Source organism: Pseudomonas sp. NPDC087639, assembly GCF_044743385.1.
Classification (GTDB): Bacteria; Pseudomonadota; Gammaproteobacteria; order Pseudomonadales; family Pseudomonadaceae; genus Aquipseudomonas.
Genome location: NZ_JBIUWI010000033.1, coordinates 1 through 16579 on the forward strand (window position 1 = coordinate 1; position 16579 = coordinate 16579).

Below are 16579 nucleotides of genomic sequence, written 5' to 3' on the forward strand. Positions count from 1 at the left end.
CTGGCGTTGGACTGGTCGCGCGAAGTAACCACCTGCAAGCCGGATTACTACCGCTGGGAACAATGGCTGTTCACTCGCCTGTTCGAAAAAGGCGTGATCTACCGTAAAAACGGCACCGTGAACTGGGACCCGATCGATCAGACCGTTCTGGCCAACGAACAGGTAATCGACGGTCGCGGCTGGCGTTCCGGCGCGCTGATCGAAAAGCGCGAAATCCCGATGTACTACTTCAAGATCACCGCTTACGCGGATGAGCTGCTGGAGAGCCTCGACGAACTGACTGGCTGGCCTGAACAGGTCAAGACCATGCAGCGCAACTGGATCGGCAAATCCCGCGGCATGGAAGTGCAGTTCCCGTACAACGTCGATTCCATCGGCGAAGCCGGCACCCTGAAAGTCTTCACTACCCGTCCGGACACCCTGATGGGCGCGACCTACGTCGCCGTGGCCGCCGAACACCCGCTGGCCACCCAGGCTGCGCAGAACAACACTGAGCTGCAAGCGTTCATCGCTGAATGCAAGGGCGGCAGCGTTGCCGAAGCCGACGTCGCCACTCAAGAGAAAAAAGGCCTGCCGACCGGCCTGTTCGTCGAGCACCCGCTGACCGGTGAAAAACTCCCGGTATGGGTCGCCAACTATGTATTGATGCATTACGGCGATGGCGCAGTGATGGCTGTACCGGCTCACGACGAGCGCGACTTCGAATTCGCCCACAAGTACAACCTGCCGGTGAAATCGGTGGTGCGTACCAGCTCCGGCGACACCAACCCGGCCCCGTGGCAAGACGCCTACGGCGAGCACGGCACGCTGATCAACTCCGCTGAGTTCGACGGTCTGGACTTCGCCGGCGCGTTCGACGCCATCGAAGTCGCACTGATCAAGAAAGAACTGGGCGCTTCGCGCACTCAGTTCCGCCTGCGCGACTGGGGCATCAGCCGTCAGCGCTACTGGGGCTGCCCGATCCCGATCATCCACTGCGATGCGTGCGGTGACGTGCCGGTGCCGGAAGACCAATTGCCAGTCGTACTGCCGGAAGACGTGGTGCCGGACGGCGCCGGTTCGCCGCTGGCACGCATGCCCGAGTTTTACGAGTGCAGCTGCCCGAAATGCGGCCAGCCTGCCAAGCGTGAAACCGACACCATGGACACTTTCGTCGAGTCGTCGTGGTACTACGCCCGCTACGCCTCGCCGCACTTTGAAGGTGGCCTGGTGGAAAAATCCGCGGCCGACCACTGGCTGCCGGTTGATCAGTACATTGGCGGTATCGAACACGCGATCCTGCACCTGCTCTACGCGCGCTTCTTCCACAAGCTGATGCGTGACGAAGGTCTGGTGAGCTCCAACGAGCCGTTCAAGAATCTGCTGACCCAGGGCATGGTGATCGCCGAGACTTACTATCGTCGCGAAGCCAACGGTGCCTACACCTGGTTCAACCCGGCGGACGTCGAACTGGAACGTGACAGCAAGGCCAAAGTCATCAGCGCCAAGCTGATTGCCGACGGTCTGCCGGTGGAAATCGGCGGCACCGAGAAGATGGCCAAGTCGAAGAACAACGGCGTTGACCCACAGTCGATGATCGACCAGTTCGGTGCCGACACCTGCCGCCTGTTCATGATGTTCGCCTCGCCACCTGACATGAGCGCGGAATGGTCCGACTCCGGCGTCGAGGGTTCGCACCGTTTCCTCAAGCGTGTCTGGCGTCTGGCGCAGGCCCACGTATCTCAGGGCCTGCCGGGCAAACTGGATGTTGCGGGCCTGAACGACGAGCAGAAAGCCGTTCGCCGTGCGATCCACCTGGCCATCAAGCAGGCCAGCCACGACGTCGGCCAGAACCACAAATTCAACACCGCCATCGCTCAGGTGATGACGCTGATGAACGTGCTGGAAAAAGCCGCGCAAGGCACCGAACAGGATCGCGCACTGGTGCAGGAAGGTCTGGAAGCCGTGACGTTGCTGCTGGCGCCGATCACACCGCACATCAGCCATGAGCTGTGGAACCGACTGGGCCACGCCGATCCGGTGATCGACGCTGGCTGGCCAGCAGTGGACGAGACTGCGCTGGTGCAGGACAGCCTGACCCTGGTCATCCAGGTCAACGGCAAGCTGCGCGGTCAGATCGAAATGCCGGCCAGCGCGACTCGCGAAGAAGTCGAAGCCGCTGCTCGTGCCAACGAAAACGTGCTGCGGTTCGTCGATGGCCTGACTATTCGTAAAGTGATCGTAGTGCCCGGGAAACTGGTCAATATCGTCGCCAGCTAATTGGATCGGGCGTCAGGTGTGCCTGGCGCCCAGTAAAACCTTTCGGGCCGCATGAACGGCCCACATGGTTTCAAGGGGAGCAACACAATGATCAAACGCAATCTGCTGGTGATGGGCCTCGCCGTCCTGTTGAGCGCCTGCGGTTTCCAGCTGCGCGGCACTGGCACCACCGAACTGACCATCAAGGAACTCGACCTGAGTGCGCGTAACGCCTACGGCGAGACCGTCACCCAACTGCGTCAGGTATTGGAATCCAGCGGCGTCAAGATTTACAGCGGCGCGCCTTACAAGCTGTACCTGGCTGACGAGCAGGAAAGCCAGCGTATCCTCAGCTACGCCGGTGCCGGTCGTACGGGCGAGTATCAGGTCAACACCGTCCTGAGCTACGACATCCGTGGCGACAAAAACCTTTCGCTGCTGAGCGACAAGCTTGAAGTGCAGAAAGTGTTTATCCACGACGGCAACAACCTCGTCGGCTCCGATCAGGAAGCCAACGACGCCCGTCGCGATATTCGTCGCGAGCTGGTTCAGCGCATGATGCTGCGTCTGCAACAGCTGACCCCGGGTCAACTGGAGCAACTGCAGCAGGCTGCCAATAACCGCGCCAAGGCAGAAGCCGACGCGCTGGAAGCGGCACAAAAGGCTGAAGCGGAAACCCCGCGTCAGTCGCCGCTCGAAGTTCCGCAGCAGTAAGACGTTCGGGGCGCTCAGGCGCCCCGTTCGATTGCTCTTATGAAGCTCGCTCCCGCTCAACTCGGCAAACACCTGCAAGGCGCCCTTGCGCCGGTCTACATCATCAGCGGCGATGACCCTCTGCTATGTCAGGAAGCCGCCGATGCCATCCGCCTTGCTGCCCGCCAGCAAGGTTTCGACGAACGCCAGGTCTTCGCCGCCGACGCCAGTTTCGATTGGGGCACGTTGTTGCAGGCCGGCGCGAGCATGTCGTTGTTTGCTGAAAAGCGCCTGCTGGAACTGCGTCTTCCGTCGGGAAAACCCGGTGACAAGGGCGCTGCCGCCTTCATCGAGTATTGCTCACGTCCTGCCGAAGACACCGTCCTGCTGATCAGCCTGCCCAAGCTCGACGGCAGCGCGCAGAAGACCAAGTGGGGCAAGGCACTGGTTGAAGGCCAGCAAACCCAGTTCATCCAGATCTGGCCGGTGGATGCCAATCAACTGCCAAGCTGGATTCGTCAGCGCTTGTCTCAGGCCGGGTTGTCGGCCAGCCAGGACGCCGTCGAACTGATTGCCGCGCGTGTCGAGGGCAACCTGCTCGCCGCCGCGCAGGAAATCGAAAAGCTCAAACTGATGGCCGAAGGCGGCCAGATCACCGTCGAAACCGTGCAGGCCGCTGTGGCGGACAGTGCGCGCTTCGATGTGTTTGGCCTGACCGATGCCGTGCTCAACGGCGAACCGGCTCACGCCCTGCGCATGCTCGAAGGGCTGCGCGGTGAAGGTGTCGAACCGCCGGTGATTCTCTGGGCGCTGGCGCGGGAGTTGCGCCTGCTGGCCAATATCTCGCTGCAGTACAGCCAGGGCACGCCGCTGGACAAGGCCTTCAGCCAGTCCAAACCGCCAGTCTGGGACAAGCGCAAACCGTTGATGAGCAAAGCCCTGCAACGCTACTCGGCGCAACGCTGGGCGCAGTTGTTGCTGGAGGCCCAGCGCATCGATGCACAGATCAAGGGCCAGGCGGCCGGATCACCGTGGATGAGTCTGAGTCGGTTGGCACTGTTGATGGCTGGCCAACGTTTGTCATTGCCTGCCGAATAAGATCAAGAGATCGCAGCCTTCGGCAGCTCCTACACCAATCCTTGTAGGAGCTGCCGAAGGCTGCGATCTTTTGATCTTGTTTTCCTACAAAACGACCTGCATTTGCCCTATAGACAGACGCCCGACATCGGCAGATTATTTCCCCCGCAAAACCCACTCACCCAAGAGAACCCTCATGAGCAAAAAGCCATCGAAACATGGCCCGAACAAGGCCAAATCCATCATCGCCCAACCCCTGTTCCGCAGTCGCCAGGAACGACCAACCAAGGGTAAAGGCAGCTACCGCCGCGAAGCCTTCCAGTCTGACAACTGGGAGGCTTCTTACTTTCTGGCTGCCTGAAGCACAGTACCCCCCGGTCATGTTAAGGTCTGCACCTGATTCGTATCCTCTGGACCTGTGCATGCCCTTTTGTCTTTCCCATCGTTGGCCTGTTCGCCAATTGGTTGCTGCCACAAGTTTCATCCTGCTTGTTGCCTGTGCGGAAAAACCTACCGCCGCCGACGCGCAACCTCTTCAAGCGGCCCCTGTCGCCACGGCCCCAGCGATCATTCCGCCGGTAGTGCCGTCCGCCGATCCTCTCGACCTTCAACCGACCCAGTCCTTTGCCGAATGGCAGGCGGGTTTTCGCAAGGATGCGCTCGCCGCCGGGATCCGCGCCGATCTGTTCGATCGTGCGTTTGCCAACGTCAGCTTCGACGCCAGCGTGATTCGTGCCGATCGCAGCCAGCCAGAGTTCTCCCGCCCGGTCTGGGAATACCTCGATGGCGCGCTATCGCCGCTGCGAGTACGCAAAGGCCAGGCGCTGATCAACCAGTACGCCGACATTCTGCAAAGCATCGAACAGCGTTATGGCGTTGATCGTCAGGCACTGGTGTCGGTGTGGGGTATGGAAAGTAACTTCGGTCAATTCCAGGGCAGCAAATCGGTGATCAACTCGCTGGCCACCCTCGCCTACGAAGGCCGCCGTCCGGGCTTTGCACACGCGCAATTGATCGCCGCGCTACAAATTCTGCAACAAGGCGATATCACACCCGAGAAGATGCTCGGTTCCTGGGCCGGCGCGATGGGCCAGACCCAGTTCATTCCGACCACCTACAACACCCACGCAGTGGATTTCGACGGTGACGGTCGCCGCGACATCTGGGGTAGCCCGGCCGACGCCCTGGCCTCGACTGCGCACTACCTGCAAAGCTCTGGCTGGCAGCGCGGCCAGCCTTGGGGTTTCGAGGTGCAACTGCCGAGCAGCTTCAACTACACGCTGGCGGACGGTGCGATTCGTAAAAGCGTCGCCGAATGGCGTCAGTTGGGTGTGACCCTGCCCAATGGCGGTCAGGTACCCGCAGGTTCCGAACAGCTGTCCGCCGCCCTGTTGCTGCCGGCCGGTTATCGTGGCCCGGCCTTCCTGATCCTTGACAACTTCCGGGCGATCCTCAAATACAACAACTCTTCGTCGTACGCCTTGGCCGTGAGTTTGTTGTCCGAGCGCTTCGATGGCGGTGGTCTGATCAATGGCACCTGGCCGAAAGATGACTTGCCGCTGAGCCGCACCGAGCGGATCGAATTGCAAACCTTGCTGAGTGCCCGCAACTACGATGCCGGCGCGGCGGACGGGATTATCGGCGCGAATACGCGCAAGGCGATCCGCAGTGCTCAGCAGTCGTTTGGCTGGCCAGCGGACGGGTATCCGACGCACAAGCTGCTCGAGAGCCTGCGTACCCAGTAAAAGGAAAAGATCGCAGCGTGGCGCAGCTCCTACACCGATTGATGTAGGAACTGCGGCACGCTGCGATCTTTTTGCATCACCCGGACTAACGTCGAACCACCACATCCTGCTCCAGCATCAACTCCTTCTTCCCCGCATCCAGGCGAACCAACGCCCCCAATGGCAACGTCAGGTTCGGATCACAATGCCCGCTGCGCCATCCTGACAGCACCGGAATCCGCAACGGTTCAAAGGTCTGCTTGAGCAAGCGATTCAACGCCTCGACATCAACCCCCGCGATATCCCCGACCAACACCCCGCGCAACTTGGCCAACATGCCGGCCAGACGCATCTGGGTCAGCAAGCGGTCGATGCGATACAACGGCTCGTTGATGTCCTCGATCAGCAGAATGACCCCTTCGACGTCGATTTCGTAAGGCGTACCCAACGTCGCTGCGATCATCGCCAGATTGCCGCCGAGCAAGCGCCCGTGGGCAATACCCGGCTCGACCGTGGTCAACGGATAGGCCACGGGATGGCTGAGCACACTGCCCGCTTTCAGTTGACCGCGCAGCATGGCAAAGAATGAAGTGACGGTCGGCAGCTCCTTGTCACCCAACAGGTCGGCATTGAGCAACGGCCCGTGAAAGGTGACGAAACCCGCGTAACGACTGATGGCCAGATGCAACGCGGTGATGTCGCTGTAGCCGACAAACGGCTTGGCATTGCGACTCAACAGATCGAAGTCGATCCGATCCAGCAGTCGCGGTGTACCGTAGCCACCGCGCAAGCAGATGATCGCATCGACCTCAGGATCGGCGAACGCGGCATGCAGATCGTTAAGCCGCACGTCATCACTGCCAGCCAGATAGCCGTCTTTTTCATAGACTCCGGGAAACACACGCAGTCCATAACCCCGGGCGCGCATCCACTGCACAGCCTTGTCGGTGTCGAGGACGCCGGGGCCGGCGGGTGCGATAACGCCGATCAATCCCTCGGACGGCAGCGCTGGCACGGCACGATAAGGACAAAGTGTGTGGGTCGGTCGAACAGTCATCCATGAGTCTCCGCGTATAAAGTCATGGGCACACAGTAGTCAGGAACCGCGATAAACAGAAGAGGCTTTGCTCCTCCACGGCTCGCAGGAAAAGTGGCTGCGTGTTGTAGGACAGGCAAAAAAATGCCCGCCGGGCGTTGAAGCCTCGGCGGGCATTTTCAGTTCAGCGCAGAAATCAGGAACCCAGCAGCTCAGCCTTGACCAGCTTCGCCTGCTCGTCGGCGTGGTACGAAGAACGCACCAAAGGACCGGACGCAACGTTCTTGAAGCCCATCTTGTAACCTTCCTCGGCGAACCAGGCGAAGGTGTCCGGGTGCACGAAACGCTGCACCGGCAAGTGGCTGCGCGATGGTTGCAGGTACTGGCCCAGCGTCAGCATGTCGATGTCGTGTTCGCGCATGCGCTTCATGACTTCGATGACTTCTTCGTCGGTCTCGCCCAGACCCAGCATCAGGCCGGACTTGGTCGGAATGTGCGGCATCATCTGCTTGAAGCGTTGCAGCAGGGTCAGCGACCACTGGTAGTCCGAACCCGGACGCGCAGCCTTATACAGGCGCGGCACGGTTTCGAGGTTGTGGTTGAACACATCCGGCGGCTCGGCCGCGGTGATTTCCAGGGCGACGTCCATGCGGCCACGGTAGTCCGGGACCAGGGTTTCCAATTGCACATTCGGCGACAGTTTGCGGATTTCGCGGATACAGTCGGCAAAGTGCTGGGCACCGCCGTCACGCAGGTCGTCGCGGTCAACCGAGGTGATCACCACGTACTTGAGCTTGAGGTCGGCGATGGCGATGGCCAGGCTTTCCGGTTCGTTGACGTCCAGTGGTTTCGGACGACCGTGGCCAACGTCACAGAACGGGCAGCGACGGGTGCAGATGTCACCCATGATCATGAAGGTCGCGGTGCCACCGGAGAAGCACTCGCCCAGGTTCGGGCAGGAGGCTTCTTCGCAGACGCTGTGCAGTTTGTGTTTGCGCAGCAGGCTCTTGATACGGTCAACTTCCGGCGAAACCGGGATGCGTACACGAATCCAGTCAGGCTTCTTCGGCAGCTCGGTGGTCGGAATGATCTTTACCGGGATGCGTGCAACCTTCTCGGCGCCGCGCAGCTTGACGCCGGCTTCAACCTTGGGACGCGGGGCCGGGCGCTCGGTCACGTCGAGCGTCGGGTTCATGGGTTGCCCTGCATCAGTAGTCATCTCAGTCGCGACCGCCCGTCCGGGTCGTCCGCACCGCAGAGTCGAGGTGTTTGACGAGCTGCGCGCGCAGCAGGTCTCTTAGCGCTGCAAATTGAATTGATCCTGCATGATCGCTCAGCTGGGTCATCGCCAGCCCGGCGTAGCCGCAGGGATTAATCCGTCGAAACGGTTCCAGGTTCATATCCACGTTCAGGGCCAGGCCATGAAAGGAACAACCGTGGCGAATCCGCAAACCCAGAGAAGCGATTTTCGCTCCATCGACGTACACGCCGGGAGCATCTGGCTTGGCCGCGGCGGTCACGCCGTAGCTGGCCAGCAGTTCGATCAGGCAAAGCTCCATGCGGCTGACCAGATCACGCACGCCGAAACCCAGCTTGCGTACATCCAGCAACAGATAAGCCACCAGTTGCCCGGGGCCATGGTAGGTCACCTGGCCGCCGCGATCGACCTGCACCACCGGGATATCTCCCGGCAGCAACAAGTGTTCGGCCTTGCCGGCCTGGCCCTGAGTGAACACCGGCGGGTGTTCGACGAGCCAGATTTCGTCGGCGGCATCGCTGCCGCGTTCGTTGGTAAAACGCTGCATGGCATGCCAGACCGGCTCGTAAGCCATCTGGCCGAGCTCACGAAAGCCCAGCGTGCCCGGCATCACAACACCATGTGCACGAAACCGGTAGCCCGCAGCTCGCTGTTGATGTCGTACAGCTGGTCTTGACCGGTGGCGATGATGTGCAGCTGGATGGTGGTGTACTTGCCGTTGGTGCTTTGACGCTCGTCGATGCGCTCATCATTTATGGTCGCGTGCTTTTTGACGATGTCGATAATCTTGTCTTTGTTGCCAACACCCGTGTCGCTGATCACCTTAACCGGGTAGTCAGTGGCAGGGAATTCGATCTTTGGCGCCTTTACTTCGGTATCGGTCATGGCGTAACGGCCTCTTAAGCCGTGGTAACGCGCATGGCCCCGCACCGGATCGGGGCGAGGCCATGCAGGTCAACACAAATCAGTTGAACAAGCCGTAGAAGAATAGACGGATGCTATCCCACATGCGGCGGAAGATACCACCCTCCTCGACGCCATCCAGAGCGATCAGGTCGGCGCTGTGCACCACCTTGTCTTCCAGTTTGACTTCGACTTTACCGATCACGTCGCCCTTGGCGATTGGCGCGGTCAGTTGCGGGTTCATGGTCATGCTGGCAGCGAGCTTCTTCAGCTGGCCTTTCGGCAGAGTCATGGTCAAGTCTTGAGCCAGGCCGGCCTTGACTTGATTGGTGGTGCCTTTCCACACCGGGGCCTGAGCCAGTTCGGTGCCCTTCTGATAGAAGGTCTGGGTTTCGAAGAAGCGGAAACCGTAGGTCAGCAGCTTCTGGGTTTCAGCGGCACGAGCCACTTCGCTGTTGGTACCGAACACTACGGCGATCAGACGCTGGCCATCACGTACAGCCGAGGACACCATGCAGTAGCCGGCTTCGTCGGTGTGACCGGTTTTCAGACCGTCGACGGTCTTGTCGCGCCACAGCAACAGGTTGCGGTTAGGCTGTTTGATGCCGTTCCAGAAGAACTCTTTCTGCGAGTAGATCGCGTAGTGAGCCGGGTCTTCGTGGATGATCGCGCGAGCCAGGATCGCCATGTCGTGCGCCGACGAATAGTGCTCAGGGTTCGGCAGACCGGTCGGGTTCATGAAGTGGGAGTTGGTCATGCCCAGATCGGTGACAGTCTTGTTCATCAGGTCGGCGAATGCGTCTTCGCTGCCGGCGATGTGCTCGGACAGCGCCACGCTGGCGTCGTTGCCGGACTGGATGATGATGCCGTGCAGCAGGTCGCTGACAGTCACCTGCGAGCCGACTTTGATGAACATCCGCGAACCGCCGGTACGCCAGGCGTTTTCGCTGACAGTCACCGGATCGTTTTCACCGATCTGGCCACGACGGATTTCCAGCGTAGCGATGTACGCGGTCATCAGTTTGGTCAGGCTGGCCGGCGGCAGACGCTGGTCACCGTTGTTCTCGACCAGCACGTTGCCGCTGCTGGCGTCCATGAGCACGTAAGCCTTGGCGGCCAGTTGTGGTGGCGATGGCATCATCTCGGCCGCGAAGGCGGCTGGCGAGAGGAGCAGCGGGACTAGCAGACACAGGCGTTTGGCAAAGGTGGTGATGTTCATCCGTCTCTCGAAATCGCTAATGGAAACTTGCCCAAGGGCAAAAACTAATCAAATAACCTTCTAACGGGTTATCGCGTGTTCAGTTGCTCACTCCAGTCACCCTTGCCGGGCTTTTGTTCTTCGACGAGCCAACAACCTGATTCACCCCCCAATCGCTGGTGAATCGTCAATCAAGTCCTACGTATTACTTACTCGGTGACCACACTTGGCGAACCAAGGTTGGCCAGGCGCACGCTGTTCTGGACCTGGGCAATTTCACCCGGCGAGCCGATCGGCCCCAGGCGTACCCGGTGCAGGGTCTGTTGATTGCGCACGATCGAGCTGATGAACACCGGAGCGCTCACCATCCCGCTGAGCTTCGACCTCAGGAGTTCTGCAGCGTCCGGGTTGGCGAACGCGCCCACCTGCAGATACTGGCCAGACGCTGTTGCAGAAGCGTTTTTTTTTGCGTCGAGCTGAACTGGCACAACAGCCGCGGCGTGTTGCTGCGGCGGCGGAGTCCATTGCTCGACGGTGCCGGCTGAAGCCGTGATCACCGGGGCGCTATTCTGCGCGACTTGCGGCTCGTTGAGCATCAAAGGCGCCGGACGGCCCTTGGCGGCCCACCATTGCTGTGGATCGATGCCTTCGACCTTGACCCGCGCGGTGCCGGTTTCGGCGTAACCGAGTTTCTTCGCGGCGGCATAGGACAAGTCAATGATGCGATCAGAGTAGAACGGCCCACGGTCGTTAACGCGCAGGATCACCGTACGGTTATTGTCCAGGTTGGTCACCCGAACGTAACTTGGCAGTGGCAATGTCTTGTGGGCGGCGCTCATGCCGTACAAGTCATAGACCTCGCCGTTGGCGGTGTTCTGCCCGTGGAACTTGGTGCCGTACCAGGACGCGGTGCCGGAAGCGACGTACGTCTTGGATTCCTGCAACGGGAAGTAGGTCTTGCCCAGCACCGTGTAAGGGTTGGCCTTGTACGCGCCGGTATGCAGGGTCGGCGTGGCATCAGGAATGCGCGAGACATCGACGTCCCACCACGGCGCGCCATCTTTGTGGGCGCGGTTGATGTCCAGCCCCGGCTGTGCGCGCACAGCGGTAGACGGTGCTTTTTGAGTCGGGGTACGGCTGGTCGAACAACTGGCGACCAGCACCGCCAACGCAGTGAATGCCACCAGCTTCAGGGGTTTATTGATAGGCAATGCCCGCATTACTTGACGCCCCGTGCTTGTACCAGCTGTTCAGACAGTTGATGTACGGCCATGGCGTACATCACGCTGCGGTTATAACGCGTGATCGCGTAGAAATTCTTCAGGCCCATCCAGTATTCAGGGCCGTTGTCGCCTTCGAGGCGAAATGCAGTGACCGGCATGTCATCGCGCAGCGCATCATGACTCGACCAGCCCAGCACTCGCAACTCCCCGACGGTCTTTGTCGGTTCGATGCCGGTGGTCAGGCCTTCATCGACCTGCTCGCCGCGCACATCGGCGCGGCTGACCACAGGCTCGCCGGCAACCCAGCCGTGGCGCTTGAAATAACTCGCGACGCTGCCGATCGCATCATCCGGGTTGTTCCAGATATTGATGTGGCCGTCACCGTCGAAATCCACCGCATAGGCGCGAAAGCTGCTCGGCATGAATTGCGGCAGGCCCATGGCCCCCGCGTAGGAACCTTTGAGGGTCAGTGGATCGACCTGCTCTTCGCGCGCCAGCAGCAGGAACTCACGCAGTTCCTTGCGGAAAAATTCGGCACGGGGAGGATAGTCGAAACCGAGGGTGGACAAGGCATCGATCACCCGGTAATTACCGGTATTACGCCCGAAAAAGGTCTCAACGCCGATGATCGACACGATGACTTGTGCCGGTACGCCGTATTCCTGCTCGGCACGGGCCAGCGTCGCCTCGTGCTGGCGCCAGAAGTCCACACCACGAGCGATACGCGCGTCGGTGATGAACATCGGGCGGTATTCTTTCCACTGCTTGACCCGTTCGGCCGGTCTGGAAATGGCGTCGAGAATCGCCTGTTTGCGCGCTGCCTCGCGGAACACACCCATCAGTTGCTCACCGGCGAAACCGTAGTCGCGGGTCATTTCACCGACGAATTCGGCCACCTGAGGCGAGCCTTCGTATTCGCCGGCCAGCGCTTCCTGCACGCTGCCCAGGAGGCCTACCAGGCCAACCCATGGCGCGCATCGAGTCGCCCAGCCACGCATTACTTGCATTGAACTCTTCACCTTATTCAAACCTGTGCGATCCACTTGCGATGGGTATGGATCGACATCAAAACCCCAAACGCTGACAGCAGCGTCACCAGCGAAGTTCCTCCGTAGCTAATGAACGGCAACGGCACCCCTACGACCGGCAACAGGCCACTGACCATACCGATGTTGACGAAAACGTAAACAAAAAACGTCATGGTCAACGCCCCGGCGAGCAATTTGCCGAACAGCGTTTGCGCCTGAGCGGTAATCACCAGCCCCCGGCCAATCAACAGCAGATAGATCAAAAGCAGCGCGCAGATGCCGACCAGCCCGAACTCTTCACCCAATACCGCAATGATGAAGTCGGTGTGGCTTTCCGGCAGGAAGTCCAGATGCGACTGGGTGCCGAGCAGCCAGCCCTTGCCGAAGACGCCCCCGGAACCGATCGCAGCTTTCGACTGAATGATGTTCCAGCCTGTACCGAGCGGATCGCTTTCCGGGTCGAGGAACGTCAGGATCCGTTGCTTCTGGTAGTCGTGCATGATGAAAAACCACATCGCCACCGACACAGGGATTGCAGCGGCCAGCACGCTGAGGATCCAGCGCCAGCGCAGCCCGCCCATGAACAGTACGAACGCCCCGCCGGCCAGAATCAGCAGCGAGGTGCCGAGGTCCGGCTGGCGCACGATCAGAACGAACGGCACACCGATCAGCATCAGGCTGATGCCAACGTGCTTGAGCTGTGGCGGCAAGGTGCGTTTGGACAGATACCAGGCGATGGTCGCCGGCATCAGGATCTTCATGAATTCCGAAGGCTGGAAGCGGATCACCCCGGGAATGTTGATCCAGCGTGTGGCGCCCATCGCGTTGTGGCCCATGATGTCCACCACCAGCAGCAACACCACGCCGATCACGTAGCCGAGCGGCACCCAACGGGCCATGAAGCGCGGTTCAAACTGGGCGATGACGATCATCGACACCAGACCGATGCCGAACGAAGTGGCCTGTTTGGCCAGCAAATCCCAGCTCTTGCCGCTGGCCGAATACAACACGAACAGGCTGCCGGCGGCGAGGATCAGCAGCAGGATCAGCAACGGGCCATCGATATGCAGTCTTTGTAGCAGCGTCGCGCGGCGACGCATCACATCCTCACTGGAGAGCATGCGATCAAAGTTATTCATCACGGGCCGTAGCCTCCGCACTGATTGGGCTGGCGTATTCGGCCTTCAAACGTCCGTCCTGATCGAGCAGCCAGGCGTCCATCACCTGACGAACTACCGGGGCGGCGACGCCGGAACCGGACTCCCCGTTCTCGACCATCACAGACACGACAATGCGCGGATCATCGGCCGGGGCGAAACCGACGAACAAAGCGTGGTCGCGATGGCGCTCCTGAACCTTGGAACGGTCGTACTTCTCGCCCTGTTTGATCGCCACCACCTGGGCAGTACCCGACTTGCCGGCGATCCGGTATTGCGCGCCGATGGCCGCTTTTCGCGCGGTACCCCGGGCGCCATGCATGACCTGTTGCATGCCGTGGTTGACCTTGGTCCAGTCCGACGGATCACGCAGAATGATGTTCGGCATCGGGTTTTCGTCCACCGGCTTCACCCCTTCCAGCGATTTGGCCAGGTGCGGTCGGTTCCACACGCCTTTGTTCGCCACCAGCGCCGTGGCCTGAGCCAGCTGCAGCGGGGTCGACTGCATGTAGCCCTGGCCGATCCCGAGGATGAGGGTTTCGCCCGGGAACCAGGCCTGCTTGCGGGTCGCTCGTTTCCATTCACGGGACGGCATCAGGCCCGGGGATTCTTCGAACATGTCCAGCGAGACCTTCTGGCCGATGCCGAACTTGTTCATGTAAGCCGACAACCGATCAATGCCGAGCTTGTGCGCCAGATCATAGAAGTAGGTGTCGTTGGAACGCATGATCGCCGTGTCGAGGTCGACGAAGCCGTCACCGGTGCGGTTCCAGTTGCGGTATTTGTGGTCGTAGTTGGGCAGCATGTAGTAGCCCGGGTCGAACACCCGGCTGGACGCCGTCACCACGCCCGAATCGAGACCGGCAATCGCCACCGCCGGTTTGATCGTCGAACCCGGTGGGTACAGACCGCGCAACACGCGGTTAAACAGTGGCCGGTCAATGGAGTCACGCAACTCGGCGTAGGCCTTGAAGCTGATCCCGGTGACGAAAAGGTTCGGATCGAAGCTCGGCTGACTGACCATCGCCAGCACTTCGCCGGTCTTTGGATCAAGCGCCACCACCGCGCCACGGCGCCCGCCCAGCGCGGCTTCGGCAGCTTCCTGCAACTTGATGTCCAGGCTCAGGACGATGTCCTTGCCGGGAATCGGATCGGTTCGCTTGAGCACGCGCAAGACGCGGCCACGGGCATTGGTCTCGACTTCTTCGTAACCCACCTGCCCGTGCAGTTCCGGTTCGTAGAAACGTTCAATACCGGTTTTGCCGATGTGGTGGGTGCCGCTGTAGTTGACCGGATCGAGGGTTTTCAGCTCTTTCTCGTTGATCCGCCCCATGTAACCCACCGAGTGCGCAAAGTGCGCGCCCTGCGGGTAGTGGCGAACCAGTTGCGCGACCACTTCAACACCCGGTAGACGGAACTGGTTCACCGCGATACGAGCGATCTGCTCTTCGGTCAGCTCGAACAGGATCGGCACTGGCTCGAACGGCCGGCGCCCCTGACGCATGCGCTTCTCGAAGATCACCCGGTCTTCGGGCGTCAGCTCCAGCACTTCGACGATGACGTCGAGCACTTGCTGCCAGTCGCCGGAGCGCTCACGGGTCATGCTCAGGCTGAAGCTGGGACGGTTGTCCGCCACCACTACGCCGTTGCGGTCGAAAATCAGCCCGCGCGTCGGCGGAATCGGCTGCACATGTACGCGGTTGTTTTCCGACAGGGTCGAGTGATACTCGTACTGGATCACCTGCAGGAAATACAGCCGCGCGATCAGCACGCCAATCAGCATCACGATCACAATGGCCCCGAACACGACGCGGCTACGCACCAGGCGTGCGTCCTTTTCGTGGTCCTTGATGCGGATCGGCTGAGACATGTGGGCAGGCTTACTTGTGGTAAGGGTGACCGGACAGCACGGTCCAGGCACGGTACAACTGTTCGCCGATCAGAATCCGCACCAGCGGGTGCGGCAGCGTCAACGGTGACAACGACCAACGCTGATCAGCGCGGGCACAGACTTCCGGCGCCAGCCCTTCCGGGCCACCGACCATGAAATTGACCGTGCGTGAATCCAGGCGCCAGCGGTCGAGTTCGACCGCCAGTTGCTCGGTGCTCCAGGGTTTGCCGTGGACTTCCAGCGTGACGATCCGCTCGTTCGGCCCGACCTTGGCCAGCATGGCTTCGCCTTCCTGGCGGATGAAACGGGCCACGTCGGCATTCTTGCCACGGGTATTGAGCGGTATTTCCACCAGTTCCAGCGCCAGCTCGGACGGAAGACGCTTGGCATATTCATGCCAGCCTTCTTCCACCCATTTGGGCATGCGTGAACCGACGGCGATCAGTCGCAGTCGCACAGCAATCCCTTACAGCTGGTCTTTGTTGAGCTTGGTGAAATGCTCGTGGGTGTTTTCCGGGCTGTGGTGGGCAGCGCTGGCCGAACGGCTTTGCTCGGCACCGGCCCACAGGCGTTCCAGGTCATAGAACTGGCGAGCCGAGGCGGTCATCATGTGCACGATGACATCGTCCATATCCAGCAGCACCCAGTCGCTGTCGCCCTTGCCTTCTTCACCCAGTGGCTTGACGCCTTGGGCTTTGACGGCTTCGCGAACCTTGTCGAGCATCGCGCCGATCTGACGGTTGGACGTACCGGTGGCGATGATCATGTAGTCGGTGATGCTCTGCTTCTCGCGCACATCGATGATCTGGATGTCTTGCGCCTTGACGTCTTCCAGGGCTGCAACGGCAACCTTGACCAGCTCGTCGCCCTTCAGCGGCTCGTTGGAGCTGGCCACTTCTGGCAGCGGAGCGCTTTTGAATGTGCCTTTGCGCTTAACTTTCTTTACGTTGTCAGTCATATAAAACTCGTTTTGCTCATGTATTCGGCGCCTCGTCACACGTAGATCGTGTTACTTGAGCACGCCTTGTTCAATTCGACGCACGGTACAGACCGTGCGCATCGATGTAGGCCAGGACCGCGTCGGGCACCAGGAAACGTACCGACTTACCGCTGGCCAGCAGTTGACGGATCTGGGTGGCGGAGACCGCGAGCG

16 protein-coding genes and 1 pseudogene are annotated in these 16579 nt (G+C 60.5%); 5 read left to right on the forward strand and 12 right to left on the reverse strand.

The genetic code is table 11. The features are described 5' to 3' along the window. The 5 genes from leuS to ACIOVB_RS15355 form a co-directional block, all read left to right on the forward strand. Positions 1 to 2259: leucine--tRNA ligase (leuS, locus tag ACIOVB_RS15335; protein ID WP_401269001.1), on the forward strand; the 2259-nt coding region annotated here is incomplete at its 5' end. 87 nt (positions 2260 to 2346) lie between these two features. Then, positions 2347 to 2952, forward strand: a complete 606-nt coding sequence (gene lptE, locus ACIOVB_RS15340) for an LPS assembly lipoprotein LptE (RefSeq protein ID WP_401269004.1) — start codon at positions 2347 to 2349, stop codon at positions 2950 to 2952. 39 nt (positions 2953 to 2991) lie between these two features. Beyond that, a complete protein-coding gene (gene holA, locus ACIOVB_RS15345; protein ID WP_401269007.1) occupies positions 2992 to 4029 on the forward strand; it encodes a DNA polymerase III subunit delta in 1038 nt (345 codons plus the stop codon). A 175-nt stretch (positions 4030 to 4204) separates the two neighbouring features. Then, positions 4205 to 4369 (forward strand): alternative ribosome rescue factor ArfA, encoded by a 165-nt coding sequence (arfA, locus tag ACIOVB_RS15350; RefSeq protein ID WP_047602548.1) that lies wholly within the window; start codon positions 4205 to 4207, stop codon positions 4367 to 4369. A 61-nt stretch (positions 4370 to 4430) separates the two neighbouring features. Next, positions 4431 to 5753 (forward strand): lytic murein transglycosylase, encoded by a 1323-nt coding sequence (locus ACIOVB_RS15355; RefSeq protein ID WP_401269010.1) that lies wholly within the window; start codon positions 4431 to 4433, stop codon positions 5751 to 5753. 85 nt (positions 5754 to 5838) lie between these two features. Here ACIOVB_RS15355 and ACIOVB_RS15360 read toward each other — a convergent pair whose 3' ends face one another. From ACIOVB_RS15360 to ACIOVB_RS15415, 12 genes and pseudogenes are all read right to left on the reverse strand, one after another. Continuing rightward, complete coding sequence (locus tag ACIOVB_RS15360) at positions 5839 to 6789, reverse strand: LD-carboxypeptidase (protein ID WP_401269012.1); 951 nt, start codon at positions 6787 to 6789, stop codon at positions 5839 to 5841. Between the two features lie 175 nt (positions 6790 to 6964). Further along, on the reverse strand, positions 6965 to 7963 hold the full coding sequence (lipA, locus tag ACIOVB_RS15365; RefSeq protein WP_401269014.1) for a lipoyl synthase: 999 nt from the start codon (positions 7961 to 7963) through the stop codon (positions 6965 to 6967). Positions 7964 to 7988: 25 nt separating this feature from the next. After that, the gene (gene lipB / locus ACIOVB_RS15370) at positions 7989 to 8636 is read right to left on the reverse strand and encodes a lipoyl(octanoyl) transferase LipB (protein ID WP_401269016.1); all 648 of its coding nucleotides are present in this window, start codon (positions 8634 to 8636) and stop codon (positions 7989 to 7991) included. Further along, entirely contained in the window at positions 8636 to 8911 is a 276-nt protein-coding gene (locus tag ACIOVB_RS15375; protein ID WP_401269017.1) for a DUF493 domain-containing protein, read from the reverse strand. The genes lipB and ACIOVB_RS15375 overlap by 1 nt, the downstream gene beginning before the upstream one ends. A 79-nt stretch (positions 8912 to 8990) precedes the next feature. After that, positions 8991 to 10148 carry a D-alanyl-D-alanine carboxypeptidase family protein gene (locus ACIOVB_RS15380; protein WP_187678823.1) on the reverse strand — a complete coding sequence of 386 codons (1158 nt, stop codon included), beginning with the start codon at positions 10146 to 10148 and terminating at the stop codon, positions 8991 to 8993. 188 nt (positions 10149 to 10336) lie between these two features. Beyond that, on the reverse strand, positions 10337 to 11347 hold the full coding sequence (locus ACIOVB_RS15385; RefSeq protein WP_401269019.1) for a septal ring lytic transglycosylase RlpA family protein: 1011 nt from the start codon (positions 11345 to 11347) through the stop codon (positions 10337 to 10339). Next, a complete protein-coding gene (mltB, locus tag ACIOVB_RS15390; RefSeq protein ID WP_401269021.1) occupies positions 11347 to 12357 on the reverse strand; it encodes a lytic murein transglycosylase B in 1011 nt (336 codons plus the stop codon). Before mltB ends, ACIOVB_RS15385 begins: the two co-directional genes overlap by 1 nt. 17 nt (positions 12358 to 12374) lie before the next feature. Next, on the reverse strand, positions 12375 to 13478 hold the full coding sequence (rodA, locus tag ACIOVB_RS15395; RefSeq protein WP_187678843.1) for a rod shape-determining protein RodA: 1104 nt from the start codon (positions 13476 to 13478) through the stop codon (positions 12375 to 12377). A gap of 31 nt (positions 13479 to 13509) precedes the next feature. After that, positions 13510 to 15405 carry a penicillin-binding protein 2 gene (gene mrdA / locus ACIOVB_RS15400; protein ID WP_187678820.1) on the reverse strand — a complete coding sequence of 632 codons (1896 nt, stop codon included), beginning with the start codon at positions 15403 to 15405 and terminating at the stop codon, positions 13510 to 13512. Between the two features lie 10 nt (positions 15406 to 15415). Continuing rightward, positions 15416 to 15883: a 23S rRNA (pseudouridine(1915)-N(3))-methyltransferase RlmH gene (rlmH, locus tag ACIOVB_RS15405; protein ID WP_003185785.1), complete on the reverse strand. Its 468-nt coding sequence runs from the start codon at positions 15881 to 15883 to the stop codon at positions 15416 to 15418. A 9-nt stretch (positions 15884 to 15892) separates the two neighbouring features. Then, positions 15893 to 16384, reverse strand: a complete 492-nt coding sequence (gene rsfS / locus ACIOVB_RS15410; protein ID WP_401269023.1) for a ribosome silencing factor — start codon at positions 16382 to 16384, stop codon at positions 15893 to 15895. Positions 16385 to 16454: 70 nt separating this feature from the next. After that, a pseudogene (locus ACIOVB_RS15415) lies at positions 16455 to 16579 on the reverse strand (nicotinic acid mononucleotide adenylyltransferase); the annotation flags it as partial.

Bases quoted from the DNA above. Each gene is read 5' to 3' on its own strand.
- ACIOVB_RS15385 (WP_401269019.1), bottom strand. From the start codon at position 11,347: ATGCGGGCATTGCCTATCAATAAACCCCTGAAGCTGGTGGCATTCACT.
- mltB (WP_401269021.1), bottom strand. From the start codon at position 12,357: ATGCAAGTAATGCGTGGCTGGGCGACTCGATGCGCGCCATGGGTTGGC.
- rodA (WP_187678843.1), bottom strand. From the start codon at position 13,478: ATGCGTCGCCGCGCGACGCTGCTACAAAGACTGCATATCGATGGCCCG.
- mrdA (WP_187678820.1), bottom strand. From the start codon at position 15,405: ATGTCTCAGCCGATCCGCATCAAGGACCACGAAAAGGACGCACGCCTG.
- ACIOVB_RS15360 (WP_401269012.1), bottom strand. From the start codon at position 6,789: ATGACTGTTCGACCGACCCACACACTTTGTCCTTATCGTGCCGTGCCA.
- rsfS (WP_401269023.1), bottom strand. From the start codon at position 16,384: ATGACTGACAACGTAAAGAAAGTTAAGCGCAAAGGCACATTCAAAAGC.
- ACIOVB_RS15380 (WP_187678823.1), bottom strand. From the start codon at position 10,148: ATGAACATCACCACCTTTGCCAAACGCCTGTGTCTGCTAGTCCCGCTG.
- holA (WP_401269007.1), top strand. From the start codon at position 2,992: ATGAAGCTCGCTCCCGCTCAACTCGGCAAACACCTGCAAGGCGCCCTT.
- ACIOVB_RS15355 (WP_401269010.1), top strand. From the start codon at position 4,431: ATGCCCTTTTGTCTTTCCCATCGTTGGCCTGTTCGCCAATTGGTTGCT.
- lipB (WP_401269016.1), bottom strand. From the start codon at position 8,636: ATGCCGGGCACGCTGGGCTTTCGTGAGCTCGGCCAGATGGCTTACGAG.
- lptE (WP_401269004.1), top strand. From the start codon at position 2,347: ATGATCAAACGCAATCTGCTGGTGATGGGCCTCGCCGTCCTGTTGAGC.
- arfA (WP_047602548.1), top strand. From the start codon at position 4,205: ATGAGCAAAAAGCCATCGAAACATGGCCCGAACAAGGCCAAATCCATC.
- lipA (WP_401269014.1), bottom strand. From the start codon at position 7,963: ATGAACCCGACGCTCGACGTGACCGAGCGCCCGGCCCCGCGTCCCAAG.
- ACIOVB_RS15375 (WP_401269017.1), bottom strand. From the start codon at position 8,911: ATGACCGATACCGAAGTAAAGGCGCCAAAGATCGAATTCCCTGCCACT.